General features: G+C 45.8%; 15 protein-coding genes. 13 read left to right on the forward strand and 2 right to left on the reverse strand.

Annotated features, from left to right (window positions below):
• The first annotated feature begins 194 nt into the window (after positions 1-194).
• The 7 genes from rmuC (at position 195) to tatC (ending at position 6,378) form a co-directional block, all read left to right on the forward strand.
• A complete protein-coding gene (gene rmuC / locus AK966_RS15390) occupies positions 195-1,727 on the forward strand; it encodes a DNA recombination protein RmuC (protein ID WP_099079132.1) in 1,533 nt (510 codons plus the stop codon).
• A gap of 78 nt (positions 1,728-1,805) precedes the next feature.
• Positions 1,806-2,585 carry a bifunctional demethylmenaquinone methyltransferase/2-methoxy-6-polyprenyl-1,4-benzoquinol methylase UbiE gene (ubiE, locus tag AK966_RS15395; protein ID WP_099079133.1) on the forward strand — a complete coding sequence of 260 codons (780 nt, stop codon included), beginning with the start codon at positions 1,806-1,808 and terminating at the stop codon, positions 2,583-2,585.
• Between the two features lie 11 nt (positions 2,586-2,596).
• Complete coding sequence (locus AK966_RS15400; RefSeq protein WP_005448553.1) at positions 2,597-3,232, forward strand: SCP2 domain-containing protein; 636 nt, start codon at positions 2,597-2,599, stop codon at positions 3,230-3,232.
• On the forward strand, positions 3,229-4,863 hold the full coding sequence (gene ubiB / locus AK966_RS15405; protein ID WP_099079134.1) for a ubiquinone biosynthesis regulatory protein kinase UbiB: 1,635 nt from the start codon (positions 3,229-3,231) through the stop codon (positions 4,861-4,863). The genes AK966_RS15400 and ubiB overlap by 4 nt, the downstream gene beginning before the upstream one ends.
• A 48-nt stretch (positions 4,864-4,911) precedes the next feature.
• Positions 4,912-5,160, forward strand: a complete 249-nt coding sequence (tatA, locus tag AK966_RS15410; protein WP_099079135.1) for a Sec-independent protein translocase subunit TatA — start codon at positions 4,912-4,914, stop codon at positions 5,158-5,160.
• Positions 5,161-5,163: 3 nt separating this feature from the next.
• Positions 5,164-5,565: a Sec-independent protein translocase protein TatB gene (gene tatB, locus AK966_RS15415; protein ID WP_099079136.1), complete on the forward strand. Its 402-nt coding sequence runs from the start codon at positions 5,164-5,166 to the stop codon at positions 5,563-5,565.
• A gap of 66 nt (positions 5,566-5,631) precedes the next feature.
• Positions 5,632-6,378, forward strand: coding sequence for a twin-arginine translocase subunit TatC (tatC, locus tag AK966_RS15420; protein ID WP_099079137.1), 747 nt, complete (start codon positions 5,632-5,634; stop codon positions 6,376-6,378).
• Positions 6,379-6,446: 68 nt separating this feature from the next.
• Here tatC and AK966_RS15425 read toward each other — a convergent pair whose 3' ends face one another.
• Positions 6,447-7,208 (reverse strand): TatD family hydrolase, encoded by a 762-nt coding sequence (locus AK966_RS15425; protein ID WP_099079138.1) that lies wholly within the window; start codon positions 7,206-7,208, stop codon positions 6,447-6,449.
• A 187-nt stretch (positions 7,209-7,395) separates the two neighbouring features.
• On the opposite strand from AK966_RS15425, the gene hemB reads away from it, so the two are divergent.
• The 3 genes from hemB (at position 7,396) to polA (ending at position 12,426) form a co-directional block, all read left to right on the forward strand.
• Entirely contained in the window at positions 7,396-8,457 is a 1,062-nt protein-coding gene (gene hemB / locus AK966_RS15430; RefSeq protein ID WP_099079232.1) for a porphobilinogen synthase, read from the forward strand.
• Positions 8,458-8,580: 123 nt separating this feature from the next.
• Positions 8,581-9,015, forward strand: a complete 435-nt coding sequence (locus AK966_RS15435; protein WP_172438104.1) for a GNAT family N-acetyltransferase — start codon at positions 8,581-8,583, stop codon at positions 9,013-9,015.
• A gap of 621 nt (positions 9,016-9,636) precedes the next feature.
• A complete protein-coding gene (gene polA / locus AK966_RS15440; protein WP_099079139.1) occupies positions 9,637-12,426 on the forward strand; it encodes a DNA polymerase I in 2,790 nt (929 codons plus the stop codon).
• Positions 12,427-13,182: 756 nt separating this feature from the next.
• Here polA and yihA read toward each other — a convergent pair.
• Positions 13,183-13,833 (reverse strand): ribosome biogenesis GTP-binding protein YihA/YsxC, encoded by a 651-nt coding sequence (yihA, locus tag AK966_RS15450; protein WP_099079140.1) that lies wholly within the window; start codon positions 13,831-13,833, stop codon positions 13,183-13,185.
• A gap of 156 nt (positions 13,834-13,989) precedes the next feature.
• Between yihA and AK966_RS15455 the strand changes: the two genes are divergently transcribed.
• The 3 genes from AK966_RS15455 (at position 13,990) to yihI (ending at position 16,543) form a co-directional block, all read left to right on the forward strand.
• Positions 13,990-14,607: a cytochrome c gene (locus tag AK966_RS15455; protein WP_099079141.1), complete on the forward strand. Its 618-nt coding sequence runs from the start codon at positions 13,990-13,992 to the stop codon at positions 14,605-14,607.
• Positions 14,608-15,362: 755 nt separating this feature from the next.
• On the forward strand, positions 15,363-16,001 hold the full coding sequence (locus tag AK966_RS15465; RefSeq protein ID WP_182852713.1) for a class I SAM-dependent methyltransferase: 639 nt from the start codon (positions 15,363-15,365) through the stop codon (positions 15,999-16,001).
• Positions 16,001-16,543 carry a Der GTPase-activating protein YihI gene (gene yihI / locus AK966_RS15470; RefSeq protein ID WP_099079142.1) on the forward strand — a complete coding sequence of 181 codons (543 nt, stop codon included), beginning with the start codon at positions 16,001-16,003 and terminating at the stop codon, positions 16,541-16,543. The genes AK966_RS15465 and yihI overlap by 1 nt, the downstream gene beginning before the upstream one ends.
• Position 16,544 lies beyond the last annotated feature (1 nt).

Consider the following 16,544-nt stretch of genomic DNA (forward strand, 5'->3'; position numbering starts at 1 on the left):
GTTGTCGAAAATATGAACAGGAGTGAGTATGTTGTACGGAAACTCGAGGGCATGATGACCTCTCGGGTGAAATATAACCGTTTGAGGTTAACCTCATCTAGTGTATGCGAGGAGTTTTCATTCAACAAACTGGACATTTATCCAGTATGAAAATACCATTGTTAAAGATAAAAAGCACAGGCTAACTCACTATTATGCAATGGATTCTTGAGTACCAATCTCTCATTTTCTCTTCTCTTTTTGCCGCAACGGTTAGCGGCGTGACGGTGGGTTGGTGGGTCAAACAACATTTTGCCACGCAAACTCAGCTGCTTGAACAGCAATTACATTCGGAAAAACAGTTTCATCACCAACAACTTGAGCAAGTGAAGCAAAGTTTGTCCGATGCGCAGCAAGAATTAGATGAGCTTGATGATGAACGCGATAAAGCGGCCTTCGAGGTGCGTCAAACGCACGGAAAATTGATGGCGGCGATGGAAAAACTGCGCTATTTCGAAGCGGTAAAACAAGAGCGTCAGCAGTATTTTGATGAGCTAGGGCTGATGCGTGAGCACAAGTCGCGTCTTGAAACTCAGCTTGGTGAGCAGCAAGCGCGGCACGAACAAATCAATCAAGCCAATGCGGAAAAACTGCAAATTTTGGAACACGCAGAGTCGCGTTTAAAGCAACAATTTGAACACTTAGCGAATCAGTTGTTCGAAGAGAAAACCGCCAAAGTTGATATGCAAAACCGTCAGAGTCTGGAAGGTTTGCTTTCTCCACTGAAAGAGCAGTTGGAAGGGTTCAAAAAACAAGTTAACGACAGCTTTAGCCAAGAAGCCAAAGAGCGTCATACGTTGGTGCATGAGTTGAAGAACCTGCAACGCTTGAACGAACACATGACCCGAGAAGCGGTCAACCTAACCCAAGCCTTGAAAGGTGACAACAAGCAGCAAGGCAACTGGGGTGAGGTCGTTCTGGCTCGCGTGTTAGCGGAATCTGGCTTGCGCGAAGGGCACGAATACCAAACTCAGGTGAGCTTGCAAAACGAAGCGGGCAAACGCTATCAACCGGATGTGATTGTTCATTTACCGCAGAACAAGCAAGTGGTGGTCGATTCGAAAATGGCGCTGGTGGCGTACGAGCGCTATTTTAATGCAGAGAGCGATATTCAACGTGGGCAGGCGTTGAGCGAACACCTTGCCGCGCTGCGTTCACACATCAAAGGCTTAAGCCTTAAGGATTATCATCAATTAAAAGGCATCCAGAGCCTAGATTACGTACTGATGTTTATTCCGGTTGAGCCTGCATTCCAAGTCGCGATTCAAGCTGATCCGAGTTTGGTAAAAGACGCGATGGAGCAAAACATCATTTTGGTTAGCCCGACAACTTTGCTGGTGGCACTGCGCACGATTGATAACTTGTGGCGTAACGAGCGCCAAAACGAAAATGCCCAATTGATTGCGGAACGTGCGGCTAAACTGTACGACAAATTGCGCCTGTTTATTGATGATATGGAGGGGTTAGGCGGCGCGCTTGATAAAGCCAATCAAACTTACCAAGGGGCGATGAATAAGCTCGCTACGGGGCGTGGCAACGTGATCCGCCAAGCGGAAAGCTTTAAGCAACTTGGTGTTGAGGTAAAACGTCCTATTTCTCCTGATCTTGCCCAGTTGGCGCAGAGTGAGTCATTTTCGGAAAATGCTTCTTTAGTAGAAAGACATCCGGCTGAGGATAAAGTAAACTAATCGACCGCAGTGCAGTGGGCGACCATATCAATTAGCAAACGCCCCGAAGTGAGAAAGTGCTGCCGAAGAGGAATCAGAATGACGGACACAAGCGTGCAATCAAATACAGCGTTAGATAATGACACTACCCACTTTGGTTTTACCACAGTGGCAAAAGAAGAAAAAGTGACCAAAGTTGCCGAAGTTTTCCACTCAGTGGCAGCGAAATACGACATCATGAACGATCTGATGTCAGGTGGTATCCACCGTCTTTGGAAGCGTTTCACTATTGATTGCAGTGGCGCTCGTCCAGGCCAGCGTATTCTAGACTTAGGTGGTGGTACGGGTGACCTAACCGCGAAATTCTCGCGTATTGTAGGTGACCAAGGCCATGTGATCCTAGCGGACATTAACAACTCGATGCTGAACGTCGGTCGTGACAAGCTACGCGACAACGGCATTGTGGGTAACGTGCATTACGTACAAGCGAACGCAGAAGAACTGCCGTTCCCAGACGATTACTTTGATGTGATCACGATCAGTTTCTGTCTACGTAACGTAACTGACAAAGACAAAGCACTGCGCTCTATGTTCCGCGTATTGAAGCCAGGCGGTCGTCTGTTAGTGCTTGAGTTCTCAAAACCAATCCTAGACCCATTGTCAAAAGTGTATGACGCGTACTCTTTCCACCTGTTGCCAAAAATGGGTGAGTTGGTGGCGAACGATGCAGACAGCTACCGTTACTTAGCAGAATCGATCCGCATGCACCCAGATCAAGATACGCTGGAAGGCATGATGATCGAGGCGGGCTTTGAAAACACCAAATACTACAACCTAACGGGTGGTATTGTGGCGTTACACCGCGGCTACAAATTCTAAGGATAAGCGGCATGCCATTTGAACCTCTTATCACGGCGGTTATTGAAACAACGCTGAACACCTTGATTAAAGACGATCCAGAACTGGGTCGTCGTTTGTCACGTCTGAAAGGTCAGGTGATTCAAATCCATCTGAAAGAAATCAATAAGACGCTGACGTTTATCTTCAGCCAGCAAATCGATGTGCTTGGCAATTACGAGGGGCAACCAGATTGTTATTTGTCGCTGAATCTCAGCGTACTGCCTGAACTGCGCGATCAAGCCAACATCACTCGCCTGATCAAACAAGATAAACTTGAGTTAGAAGGCGATATCCAATTGGCACAGAAATTCTCTCAATTGATGGTGGATTGCAAACCAGATATCGAAGAATGGTTGTCTCGCGTGACGGGTGATGTCGTAGCTCACACCTTTGTGCAAGGCACCAAAAACGTCGGCGGTTTCTTTGCTTCTCAAGCAGAAAAACACCAACGCCACCTAGCTCAAGTGGTGACGGAAGAGTGGAAATTGGCGCCAGCACCGCTGGAAATCGCCCACTTCTGTGACCAAGTGGATGACGTTCGCAGTCAAGCTTCTCGTGTTGAAGCGCGCCTAAACGCACTACTAAACAAATTCGATTCGGATAAGCCTGCGCTGGAGAACTCATGACGCCAGCAGAAATAAAGCGCTTATACCAGATCATTAAAGTCCAGCTGGAATACGGCTTGGATGAGTTGTTGCCTGAGCATCAACTGACCAAAGCGCCGCTATTGATGCGCAAAAGCCTATTCTGGATTAAGAACCAACACCCAGAAAAACCGTTGGGCGAGCGTCTTCGTCTTGCCTTACAAGAGCTTGGTCCGGTTTGGATTAAGTTTGGTCAGATGATGTCGACCCGCCGTGACCTTTTCCCTCCACATATCGCTGATCCACTTGCGCTTTTGCAAGACCAAGTCGCGCCATTTGATGGGCAGTTAGCGAAGGAGCAAATGGAGTTGGCACTGGGGGGGCCGTTAGATACGTGGTTTACTGATTTTGATATTAAGCCACTGGCGTCGGCGTCGATTGCTCAGGTGCATACTGCACGCCTAAAAGATACTCACCAAGAAGTGGTATTAAAGGTCATCCGTCCAGATATTCGTCCGGTGATTGATTCCGATCTAAAGCTGATGCATCGCATGGCGCGTATAGTCGCCAGAGCAATGCCCGAAACTCGTCGCTTAAAGCCCGTTGAAGTGGTGCGTGAATACGAAAAAACGCTGCTGGATGAGCTTGATTTACGTCGTGAAGCCGCCAATGCGATCCAACTGCGTCGCAATTTTGAGGGCAGTGAAGAACTGTATGTACCAGAAGTTTTTCCTGACTTCAGTAATGAAACGGTCATGGTTTCTGAGCGAATATATGGTATTCAGGTCTCTGATATTGAAGGCTTGAAGGCGAATGGTACGAATATGAAGTTGCTCGCGGAACGCGGCGTGAGTGTGTTTTTCACTCAGGTGTTCCGAGATAGCTTTTTTCATGCCGACATGCACCCGGGCAACGTGTTTGTTAAACCCGAGCATCCAGAGAATCCAATGTGGATTGGGCTAGATTGCGGGATTGTTGGTACACTTAATAGTGAAGACAAACGCTATTTGGCGGAAAACTTCCTCGCCTTCTTTAATCGTGACTACCGTCGCGTGGCAGAATTGCACGTTGACTCGGGGTGGGTTCCGGCGGATACCAACGTCGACGAATTTGAATTTGCGATTCGCATTGTGTGTGAGCCAATTTTCGCTAAACCACTGTGTGAAATCTCTTTCGGTCACGTACTGTTGAACCTGTTCAACACCGCGCGTCGATTCAATATGGAAGTGCAGCCGCAACTTGTATTGCTACAAAAAACGCTGTTGTATGTGGAAGGCCTTGGTCGTCAGTTGTACCCGCAACTTGATTTGTGGGAGACAGCGAAACCTTTCCTTGAAGAGTGGATGATGAACCAGGTGGGGCCACAAGCTTTGGTGAATGCCATCAAAGATCGTGCGCCATTTTGGGCAGAGAAACTACCGGAACTGCCAGAGCTGCTTTACGATAGCCTCAAACAAGGTAAAGCCATGAATCAACGCATGGATCAGCTTTACCAAGGTTACCGTCAGAGTAAGCGTCAGCAGGCGACAGGAAAGTTTTTATTTGGTGTTGGAGCCACTTTAGTCGTATGCTCGGCAATATTAGTGGATCACGCTTATGAACAGTTATCGGTCGCTAGCGGCATCGCTGGTGTCACATTTTGGCTGCTTAGTTGGCGAGCTTATCGTCGTTAGACGTTAAACTCTTAAAATAAATTTGTTTAAAGACCCGAGGTAAAAAGAATGGGTGGTATCAGTGTTTGGCAACTTCTAATCATTGCTGTAATTGTTGTATTGCTATTCGGAACTAAGAAACTGCGTGGTATCGGTGGCGATCTAGGTGGTGCCGTTAAGGGCTTCAAGAAAGCAATGAGCGAAGATGACTCTGCGAAGAAAGAAGAAAAAGACGCAGACTTCGAGCCAAAAAGTTTAGAAAAACAGCAGCAAAAAGAAGCTGCACCTGAAACGAAAAAAGACAAAGAGCAGGCGTAATAAGTGTTTGATATCGGTTTTTGGGAACTGGTATTAATATCTGTCGTTGGTCTGGTTGTTCTTGGACCGGAGCGTTTGCCTCATGCTATTCGTAGTGTTTCTCGTTTTGTCGGTGCTGCTAAGAGCATGGCAAACAGCGTGAAAGACGAACTGTCACATGAGCTGAAGGTCCAAGAGCTGCAAGAAAATTTGCGCAAAGCAGAGCAAATGGGGATGGAAGATCTGTCTCCGGAGCTTAAATCTTCGGTCGATGAACTGAAGAAAGCGGCGCAATCTGTAAACCGCCCTTACGCAGAGCCAACCAAATCAGACGCAGAGCCAACGAAACACGAGGCAAGTGCGACTGAAACCGTTGAGAAAGCGGAAGAGATCAAGGTTACAGCGGCAGATAAAAAAGCCGAATAGTCTCAGTAGGAGGAGCTACACAAGATGGTAGCTCCTTTTTGATCAGCTTTATAAAAGAGGTTTGCCATGTCTACCGTCGAGCAGACACAACCTTTAATTAGTCATTTGCTAGAACTCCGTAACCGACTATTGCGTGCCATCTTGGCAGTGTTGGTGGTGTTCGTCGGGCTAATTTATTTTTCTAACCACATCTATGAGTTTGTCTCAGCCCCATTGGTTGAACGACTGCCAGAGGGTGCAACTATGATTGCAACGGATGTGGCTTCGCCGTTTTTTACACCATTGAAGCTGACGTTAATTGCTTCGGTGTTTATTGCGGTGCCGTTTATCTTGTACCAAGTATGGGCCTTTGTTGCGCCAGGCTTGTACAAGCATGAACGTCGATTGATCATGCCACTGTTATTTTCTAGTTCATTGTTGTTCTACTGTGGTGTGGCGTTTGCTTACTTTGTGGTATTCCCACTGGTGTTTGGCTTCTTTACTGCTATCTCGCTAGGTGGCGTAGAGTTCGCAACCGATATATCGAGTTACCTCGACTTTGTACTTGCGCTGTTCATGGCATTTGGTATCGCGTTTGAAGTCCCTGTGGCAATTATCTTGCTATGTTGGACCGGCGCAACGACACCGCAAGACTTAAGAGAAAAGCGTCCATACATCATTGTGGGTGCGTTTGTGTTCGGTATGTTGCTTACCCCACCGGATATTATCTCTCAAACCTTGCTAGCCATTCCGATGTGTTTGCTATTTGAAGTCGGTTTGTTCTTTGCTCGCTTTTACACTCGCAAAGATGAAGAGGCAGAAGTGGAAGAGTAATCCATTCCAGAATGTAAAAAAGCGGCTTATCGAAGCCGCTTTTTTGATCGCTTGGTGCTCTTATACCGTTATAAGCGAAAGAGCGCGGTCGCATTTTGAGTCGTGATGCGATCAATCTCTTCTACCGTTGAGTTGGTCAACTCAGCGACACGAGCGGCAACCAATGATGTGTATGCTGGCTCGTTGCGTTTACCACGATGCGGCACGGGTGCTAAGTAAGGGCAATCCGTTTCTAGAATGACCCAGTTCATATCTAGATGTGGAATGATTTTGTCCATACCGCCGTTTTTAAAGGTTGATACGCCACCCAAACCTAAATGGAAACCAAGTTCATTAATCGCTTGCGCCTCTTCTATACTGCCACCAAAACAGTGGAATACGCCGCGCAAGCGACCATCTTGTTCTTGGCGCAGCAGAGTGAGCGTTTCTTCGATGGAATCGCGGGTATGAATGACCACGGGTAAATCCATTTCTTTTGCCCAGTTCAACTGAGTGACAAACGCCATCTCTTGCTCAGCGCGGAAGGTTTTATCCCAGTACAGGTCGATGCCAATTTCACCCACTGCAATGAACGAATGTTTGTCGAACCAACCACGGATTATTTCAAGTGTATGTTCGACATTGCCGTCAACGTAACACGGGTGCAGCCCCATCATCGAGTGACAAACCTCAGGATAAACCGCTTCAGTTTTCAGCATGGGTTCGATAGATTCTAGATCGATGTTCGGCAGCAGGATTTTATTAATGCCTTGTTCTAAGGCGCGTTTCACTACGTCATCGCGGTCGTTATCAAATTCACTAGCGTAAATGTGAGCATGGGTATCGATCATCGTCAGTCTCTATGGTTCATCGTTGAGTGGGATTGATGAGAATTATACTTGAGTGTGAGTGCTGGGTCATTTTCAGTTTTTTTCACCGCCTTTTTGTACATTGCTACTCGCAAGGTGGAACAACAGTGATATGATTTTGCCCACTAGATGATGTGATCATCCTAACCGTCCAGACAAGGAGAAAATGGTGTCTGTATCAATTCAAGGTCCATTCCCTGCGCGCCGTATGCGTCGTATGCGTAAGCACGATTTTAGTCGTCGTCTGATGGCTGAGAACCAAATTTCAGTAAACGATCTGATTTACCCAATGTTCATTCTGATGGGTAAAGATCGTCGTGAAAGTGTGGCATCGATGCCGGGTGTAGAGCGTTTATCGATAGATTTAATGCTAGAAGAAGCCCACTACTTAGCCAAACTAGGTGTGCCAGCCATTGCGCTTTTCCCTGTTGTAAACCAAGACGCGAAAAGTTTATGCGCTGCGGAAGCATACAACCCTGAAGGTTTGGTTCAGCGTGCAGTACGCGAATTGAAAGAGCACGTACCTCAAATGGGGGTGATCACCGATGTGGCACTGGACCCATTTACGACTCATGGCCAAGACGGCATCATTGATGAAAATGGCTACGTGATGAATGATGAAACGACAGAAGTACTGGTCAAACAAGCGCTTTCTCATGCAGAAGCGGGCGCAGACGTCGTGGCGCCATCAGATATGATGGATGGCCGAATCGGTAAAATTCGTGAAGCTTTAGAGCAAGCGGGTCATATTCACACCCAAATCATGGCTTACTCTGCGAAGTATGCCTCAAACTACTACGGTCCATTCCGTGATGCCGTCGGTTCGGCGTCGAACCTAAAAGGTGGCAACAAGAAAAATTACCAAATGGATCCGGCGAACAGCGATGAGGCGCTACACGAAGTGGCACTCGACATCAATGAAGGTGCGGATATGGTGATGGTGAAGCCTGGTATGCCTTACCTTGATGTGGTTCGCCGTGTGAAGACAGAACTACAAGTACCAACGTTTGCTTACCAAGTCTCTGGTGAATACGCGATGCACAAAGCTGCAATTATGAACGGTTGGTTAAAAGAGCGCGAAACCGTAATGGAATCTCTGCTTTGCTTCAAACGTGCTGGTGCAGATGGCATCCTAACTTACTTTGCTAAAGATGTCGCAGAGTGGTTGGCACAAGAAAATGGGCAGGCGGCTCAGCACCTAAATATGACTCAAGAAGCGTCAGAAGAGTAATTATCGCTCAATGAGAAAAGCCTGAGTAGCAACAGTTGTCGGCCTGCATGCACCCAAGTAACCTCAGTCATAAGTACATGACCTGATGTTACTTGGGCACTTTTATTTCTGGAGAGTAGAACAATGACAATGCTGATTCGTGAAGGCACGCTGGAAGAGGCGCTCCAAGTCGTAGCACGTGTAACTGAGTTTGCACGTGGTGAAACGGTTGAATCCATGGCAGCACGCCTTGGTGATAAAAAGAGTTTAATCTTAGTCGCTGAGAAAGCGGGTGCGATCCTTGGTTTTAAAATCGGCTATGAATTTGATGATTACACGTTTTATAGCTGGTTTGGTGGAGTAGCACCAGAAGCGCGCAATGAAGGCGTAGCGCAAATGCTGTTAGAGGCTCAAGAAGAGTGGGTCGCAGAACAGGGTTATAAGATGCTAAAAGTGAAATCACGTAATCAATTCTCAGCGATGCTACGTTTACTGCTAAGAAATGACTACATTATTGAAAAGTTTGAAGAAAAACCAAATCTTCGCGAATCTCGAATTTATTTCATTAAAGCGCTGTAAAAAAATAAATGAGATTTTTTCTCATTTGCACGTTGGCAGTTAAATGATAATCATTATTATCAATGGTGTTTTAGGGAATGAGGAAAAGTCACAAGGACGTTGAATTACTGATTAACAAAAGTTGATAAACCGAGTGTTGAGAAGGTAATGAAACATTTTTCCAGAACTTGCACGAATTCTTTTTGACACGACATTGCTCACATTGCTTCCAGTGTAATTTATAGCTTTTGGGTTTAGCGATCGTCTTTATTAAGTTGGCTTTACCATTTTTGCTAGGCGACCCTAATCTGGGTCGCTTTTTCTTTTATACGATTTCTCATTGACGTCACCTGATAAAACTTTTCCACATAGCATGATCATTTCTCGATCATTGATCTTGCTGATCCTGATCTGATAATTCCTTTCTAAACATGGCTTTATTTTGGTTTTTTTGTTTTTTTGTTTCGTTTGGATAAGTGGTGGATAATTTCTATAAACAGAGTTATCCACAGGTGGTGGGTGCATTTATGAATAAAATCAAAAAATTTACGCGAACTGGATCGAGCGAACAAGATAGATTCAGATCGGTAGTCATGGCATTCTAAGCAGATCTCTTACGTATTGATTTGGATACAGACAATTATGGCAAGTATTCCTGAAAACCCGTTGATTCTGATCGATGGCTCTTCTTATCTATATCGCGCTTTTCATGCTTACCCAGGCACGATGAGTAATGGTGACATCCCAACGAATGCCGTTTACGGTGTGGTAAACATGCTACGCAGTATGATGCGCCAATTTGCTTCTGATCGTATTGCTGTGGTTTTTGATGCGAAGGGAAAAACCTTCCGTGACGATATGTACCCGGAATATAAAGCACATCGTCCGCCGATGCCGGATGATCTTCGTTGCCAAATTGAACCTCTCCACAATGTGATCCGCGCCATGGGTTTGCCACTCATTTGTGTCCCTGGTGTGGAAGCTGATGACGTTATCGGCACGCTCGCTTACCAAGCGTCTCAACAAGGCATGCCTGTATTGATCAGTACTGGCGATAAAGATATGGCGCAGTTGGTGGATGACAATATCACCTTGATCAACACCATGACGAACGTTGTTATGGATCGCGAAGGCGTGGTGGAGAAGTTTGGAATCCCGCCAGAGCTGATCATCGACTACTTAGCGCTGATGGGCGATAAAGTCGACAACATCCCGGGCGTTCCTGGTGTCGGTGACAAAACTGCAACCGCGCTGCTACAAGGCATTGGCGGTCTAAACAAGCTATATGAAAACCTAGACGACATCGCGGCACTTGGTTTCCGTGGGTCGAAGACCATGGCGAAGAAGCTTGTGGATAACAAAGACAACGCCATGCTGTCTTATGAACTTGCGACCATCAAGCTGGATGTCGAGTTAGAAGAAACGCCAGAGTCGCTACTAAAAGCAGAACCAAGCAAAGATGAGTTGATCAAGCTCTACGGCCAGTTAACCTTCAAATCGTGGTTAAATGAACTATTAGAAGGCGGCAATGGTGTGGTTGAAGCGGATGAATCTGCTGGTGCAGTACGTTCATCTTCTGCGTCGAAAACCGATATGGATACCTCTGCGGTGAAAATCGATCGCAGTCAGTACGAAACCATCCTTGATGAAGCGTCTTTTAATGTGTGGCTAGATAAGCTGAAAGCGGCGGAGCTGTTCGCGTTTGATACGGAAACCGACAGTCTAGATTACATGGTGGCGAACCTCGTTGGTTTATCATTTGCGATCGATGAAGGTGTGGCGGCTTACGTTCCGGTTGCACACGACTACCTAGATGCACCTGCACAGCTAGATCGTGACTGGGTTTTAGCACAGCTTAAACCGATTCTTGAAGACGACGCTCAAGCGAAAGTCGGTCAGAACCTGAAATACGACGCTTCAGTATTGGCTCGCTACGGCATCGAGATGAAAGGCATCAAGCACGATACCATGCTGGCGTCCTACGTTTATAACAGCGTTGGTGGCAAGCACGATATGGATAGCCTTGCGCTGCGTTTCCTACAACACAGTTGTATCTCGTTTGAACAGATTGCAGGCAAAGGTAAGAACCAGCTTACGTTCAACCAAATCGAACTTGATCAAGCCTCGCCATACGCTGCCGAAGATGCGGACGTGACCCTGCGTTTGCACAATCGCTTGTCTGCGAATATCGAACAAGATGATAAGTTGAAATCGATATACGAAGAGATCGAAATGCCACTTGTGCCAGTGCTATCTCGCATTGAACGCACTGGCGTATTGATTGATGATATGAAGCTTGGTGCGCAATCGGTGGAAATTGCGGCCCGTCTAGAAGAGCTTGAGAAAAAAGCTTACGAAGTCGCAGAGCAAGAGTTCAACATGAACTCACCGAAGCAGTTGCAAGCGATCCTGTTTGAGAAAATGGGGCTGCCAGTCGTTAAGAAGACGCCATCAGGCACCCCTTCGACGAATGAAGAAGTATTACAAGAACTTGCGCTGGATTATCCTCTACCGAAACTGATTTTGGAATACCGTGGTCTGGCGAAGCTAAAATCGACCTACACTGATAAGCTACCGAAGATGATCAACCCTTCAACGGGTCGTGTGCATACCTCTTACCACCAAGCGGTAACGGCAACGGGTCGTCTATCGTCAACCGATCCAAACTTGCAGAACATCCCTATTCGCAATGAAGAAGGGCGTCGTATCCGTCAGGCGTTTATCGCTCCGACAGGCTACAAGATTCTGGCCGTCGACTATTCGCAAATTGAACTGCGTATTATGGCGCATCTCTCTGGTGACCAAGCATTACTTGATGCGTTTCGCCATGGAAAAGATATCCATGCGGCGACGGCTGCGGAAATTATGGGGTTAGCGATTGAAGATGTATCAAGTGAACAGCGCCGTCGTGCCAAAGCGGTTAATTTTGGTCTGATTTACGGCATGAGCGCATTTGGCCTTGCCAAGCAACTGGGTATTCCTCGCGGTGAAGCGCAAGCGTACATGGATAAATATTTTGAGCGTTACCCTGGCGTGATGCAGTACATGGAAGATACGCGTAGCACTGCTTCTGCTCAAGGTTATGTAGAAACCATCTTTGGTCGTCGTCTGCACCTTCCAGAAATTCAATCGCGCAACGGTATGCGTCGTAAAGCGGCGGAACGTGCGGCGATCAACGCACCGATGCAAGGTACGGCTGCGGACATCATCAAGAAAGCGATGCTGTTAGTGGATCAGTGGATTCAAGCTGAAGGTGATGGTCGTGTCAAACTTCTGATGCAAGTACACGATGAATTGGTGTTTGAAGTTGAAGAGTCGTCTTTAGTCGAAATTGAAAGTAAAGTACAAGAATTGATGGAGTCTGCAGCAGAGTTAAACGTCCCTCTAGTGGCAGATGCAGGTCATGGTGATAACTGGGATCAGGCGCACTAGACGGTTTCTGCTCAATTCAACTGATTTAATATGAGCTGGCGCACAAATGCTGGCTTTTTTTTGCCAGTAAAAAAGTATTCTGATTTTTCACCGCTATGTTGTTTAACAAAACTTTCATGAAAAAAAACTACAAAAATACTTTGCATATCTGACCAATTGTTGTACATTAGTTCGCGTAGGGTACAGAGGTAAGATGTTCTATCTTTCAGACCTTTTGTTTCACGTTATTGGATTAGGCTGATTCAGCCGCCCCAGTCAGTTTTTGACTGGGGCGTTTTTTATTGGGCGAAAGAAAAATTTTCTTCCTGAACAATAAGTTAATCCTCGAATGCGTAAAGTCTCCCTGCTGGTTTCGCTAAGTCATTGCAAAACTTAACTATTTCCTATCTCTTTCTTCATTTTATTCATCCTGTAAATTTACACCAGTCACACTATAATTTTTTCTTTAAAGAAACTAAGTTACGCCTATCTGATGTTTGCCATTTCTTAAGTTGTTGAGTTTTAAAGTTATTTACTGAGAGTGGCGGTGTGGTGTGATAAAGAATGAAGTGCAGATTGTTTTTTAACCTATTGTAATCGAATCTTAGTTCAGTAATGCTTCGCCACATAACAATAATTACCAGTTTTTCTCTCCCGTTATCCCTGCCAGGAAGGCGGGGATTTTTATTGTCTGAAATTCATGTGGCTGCGCTGCAGATAAACAAAAGCCCCACCAAAAGGCAGGGCTATGCGAAAAAATTTAACAAAATATGTTAATTATTCTTCACCGTTCTCTGGCGCATCTTCTTCAAGCAGGTGTGCGAACGCTGGTGCAAACCAAGTATCCAGTTTGGCACGCAGTTGGTCGACACCCAGACCTTTCAGCGAAGAGAACACATCAACCGATACGTCACCACCAAAGGTTTCTACTTGCTTACGTACTTGAAGTAGTGTTTGCTTACGAGCCCCACTTTTAAGTTTGTCTGCTTTTGTTAGTAGTACCTGCACAGGGATGCGGCTGTCGATTGCCCAGAAAATCATTTGTTGGTCGAGGTCTTTCATTGGATGACGAATGTCCATTAGAACCACCAAGCCTTTTAGGCACTCGCGCTTCTGTAGGTATTCACCTAATGACTTCTGCCATTTGTTCTTCATCTCAACGGGAACTTGAGCGAAGCCGTATCCTGGCAAATCGACGATATGACAACCTTCTTCCACTTTAAACAGGTTGATCAATTGAGTACGACCAGGGGTCTTTGATGTCTTGGCTAAGCTTTTTTGGTTAGTTAGACGGTTAAGTGCACTCGATTTACCAGCGTTTGAGCGTCCTGCAAACGCGATTTCGACACCTTCGTCTTCAGGTAAATGACGAATATCAGGTGCGCTGGTGATGAAATGCGTGTTTTGGTAATGAATTTTTACGCTCACTGTTAACTCCATCTCGACTTTGTGTAGTCGATTGATTACTTTTTTGTGAAATTGTGTAAAATAACCGTGCTCGGCATAAGGTCGCCTATTGTATCATGAGTGTACGCGAGATGTTCAATCATGGTACTGGAAGCTTGATAATTATAATGGAATGTCATGAAGAAATTAGCGCTAATTTTGAGTCTTTTAGCCAGTTGCTCAGTATGGGCCCAAGGTAATATTGAAGCTGGTAAAGCAAAATCACAAACCTGTGTTGCCTGTCATGGAGCAGATGGTAACAGTGCACTCGCAATGTACCCTAGCCTTGCAGGCCAACACGCTAAGTATCTTGAGAAGCAGTTAAAAGATCTAAAACTCGGTATGACTAGTGGTGGTAAACAAGGTCGTTACGATCCTGTCATGAGTGGCATGGCAATGCCACTGAGTGATGAAGACATTGCGGATCTCTCTGCTTACTATGCCTCTTTACCCATCGCAGAGAGCTCAACCCCTGAAAATGTGGTGGAGCAAGGCAAAGTACTGTACACCGCTGGTGATGCAGAACGCGGTCTAACCGCATGTATTGCATGTCACGGTCCTCGTGGTAACGGCACTGAGCTTTCAGGTTTCCCTAAAATTTCGGGTCAGCATGCGGACTACATCAAAGCTCAGCTAGAAAAATTCCGTGATGGCCACCGTGGTAACGATATGAATGCCATGATGCGTGACATCGCGAAGAAAATGACAGACGAAGACATTGAAGTTCTGTCGAAATACGTTGGCGGTCTGCACTAACCCCCTACATCGTTCGAGCAAGGATACACAAAAATGCCCCGGTAAAACTGCTGGGGCATTTTTGTTGGCTATTTTTAGTGATCATGGTCACATTTGAATTTTGATGCAAAAGTGATAGATAGCTCGGGGGTTTGTGAGACATTTGCCATACCTGCTCGATACAATTTCTCGTCTTTATTTTTAAGCTGTTGATAGATTGGGTTATTTGTTTTTGCTCAAAAAATATTGTGAATAATTACGTTCCATGACTTGTCGGTTTTTGGAGAAACCGTAAAGTAGACGCTGTTCACAGGACGTGAATCACCGGAATTTAGACCATGGATATGAGGTCTCCAAGGACGCAAACGAAGGACGTTTGATAGTCGGAAAAAGGATGTAGGTAGGCAAGGAGCCTGCCAGATAAGGATGATCATCTCGTCTGACGGTAAAGACAGCGAAACGGATTCAGGCTTCAGGAAGTAGCTCAGAAGACAGGAAGTGAAGGGATAGCCAAAACTCATCAGGAAGATGAAGAACAACACTTTTTGGCAGGGAAAGCGCTAAAAACAAAAGGATTCTTGGTGCACTAAATGTGTGCAACACAGTTTCGCCATCTATGGTGGCATTCAGAAAGCGACAGTTTGACTGTCGCTTTTTTTATATTCATTTTTACCAATCAAAGTTTTTTAACAAAAATTGCTGAAAAAGTATCCAGCAACACTCCAATCTGTGTCCACTTTCTGGTATGTTTCGCATCCCTGTTTGAGGAAGTCAGCATGCACACCTGTCCTTTATGTCAGAATCAGCGAACTCACCACTATTTTGAAGATAGACAACGCGAATACCTTCAATGTGAACAGTGCCATTTAGTCTTTGTGAATCCAGACCAGCGTTTGGATGCGAAAAGTGAAAAGGCTCACTATGATCTGCATGAGAACAATCCCAACGATATGGGATATCGACGCTTTTTGTCGAGAATTGCTGAGCCAATCACAGCGCGAATTTCACCACAATCGAACGGAATCGACTTTGGTTGTGGTCCAGGCCCAACGCTTTCATTGATGTTAGAAGAAGCGGGGCATAGCATGGCGTTGTACGACCTTTACTACCACCCTGATACCTCGGTGCTAGAAAAGCAGTATGATTTTATGACAGCAACAGAGGTGACCGAACACCTCTACCACCCCAATTTGGTGTGGAAGCAATGGTTGAATTTAGTTAAGCCAGGTGGCTGGATAGGCTTGATGACGAAAATGGTCATCGACGCAGAAGCCTTTCAATCATGGCATTATAAGAATGATCTCACTCATGTGGTGTTCTTTAGCCGTGATACCTTCCAGTTCCTAGCTGAGCGGGATAAGCTCGAACTCGAATTTATTGGTAATGATGTTATTTTACTGAGGAAGACCCAGTAATGAGCCGTACAAAGAAATCTAGAAAGCCAGGTGCAGCAGGCGCACCTGATGTTATTGTTACTCGCAACCGTACAGAATCGGATGTGGAAGGCCGTCTACGCAAACGCGCTAAAAAGCGTAAAGGCTTAAAAAAAGGTAGCCGTAACTCTGAAGTCAACGAGAAGAAGAAACAGGCCGCGGCACAAAACCGTGATCCTCGTTTAGGCAGCAAGAAAAAAATTCCTTTGATTGTTGAGCCAGTGAAGAAGATGACTAAGCAGGAGCGTCAACTGTCAGCGCAACAAGAGCTAGAGATGCTAGAGAATGATGCGCAATTGAACGTATTGCTGGATCGCATCGAAGCGGGTGAAAACTTAGGTAAGGGTCTGCAGCAGTACGTTGATGAGAAGCTTGATCGTATCGAAAAACTGATGGACCAATTGGGTCTATTAGAGCCAGAAGAAGAGGAAGACTTTACTGCTCCTACAGCAAAAGGCTCTCGCAGTGATGATGATCTACTGGCGGACTTCGACGATATTAACTTCGACGACTACAAAGGATAAG

This window comes from Vibrio sp. PID23_8 (genome assembly GCF_003584965.1).
Lineage (GTDB): Bacteria > Pseudomonadota > Gammaproteobacteria > Enterobacterales > Vibrionaceae > Vibrio.

Bases quoted from the DNA above. Each gene is read 5' to 3' on its own strand.
- rmuC (WP_099079132.1), top strand. From the start codon at position 195: ATGCAATGGATTCTTGAGTACCAATCTCTCATTTTCTCTTCTCTTTTT.
- ubiE (WP_099079133.1), top strand. From the start codon at position 1,806: ATGACGGACACAAGCGTGCAATCAAATACAGCGTTAGATAATGACACT.
- AK966_RS15400 (WP_005448553.1), top strand. From the start codon at position 2,597: ATGCCATTTGAACCTCTTATCACGGCGGTTATTGAAACAACGCTGAAC.
- ubiB (WP_099079134.1), top strand. From the start codon at position 3,229: ATGACGCCAGCAGAAATAAAGCGCTTATACCAGATCATTAAAGTCCAG.
- tatA (WP_099079135.1), top strand. From the start codon at position 4,912: ATGGGTGGTATCAGTGTTTGGCAACTTCTAATCATTGCTGTAATTGTT.
- tatC (WP_099079137.1), top strand. From the start codon at position 5,632: ATGTCTACCGTCGAGCAGACACAACCTTTAATTAGTCATTTGCTAGAA.
- AK966_RS15425 (WP_099079138.1), bottom strand. From the start codon at position 7,208: ATGATCGATACCCATGCTCACATTTACGCTAGTGAATTTGATAACGAC.
- AK966_RS15435 (WP_172438104.1), top strand. From the start codon at position 8,581: ATGACAATGCTGATTCGTGAAGGCACGCTGGAAGAGGCGCTCCAAGTC.
- polA (WP_099079139.1), top strand. From the start codon at position 9,637: ATGGCAAGTATTCCTGAAAACCCGTTGATTCTGATCGATGGCTCTTCT.
- AK966_RS15455 (WP_099079141.1), top strand. From the start codon at position 13,990: ATGAAGAAATTAGCGCTAATTTTGAGTCTTTTAGCCAGTTGCTCAGTA.
- AK966_RS15465 (WP_182852713.1), top strand. From the start codon at position 15,363: ATGCACACCTGTCCTTTATGTCAGAATCAGCGAACTCACCACTATTTT.
- yihI (WP_099079142.1), top strand. From the start codon at position 16,001: ATGAGCCGTACAAAGAAATCTAGAAAGCCAGGTGCAGCAGGCGCACCT.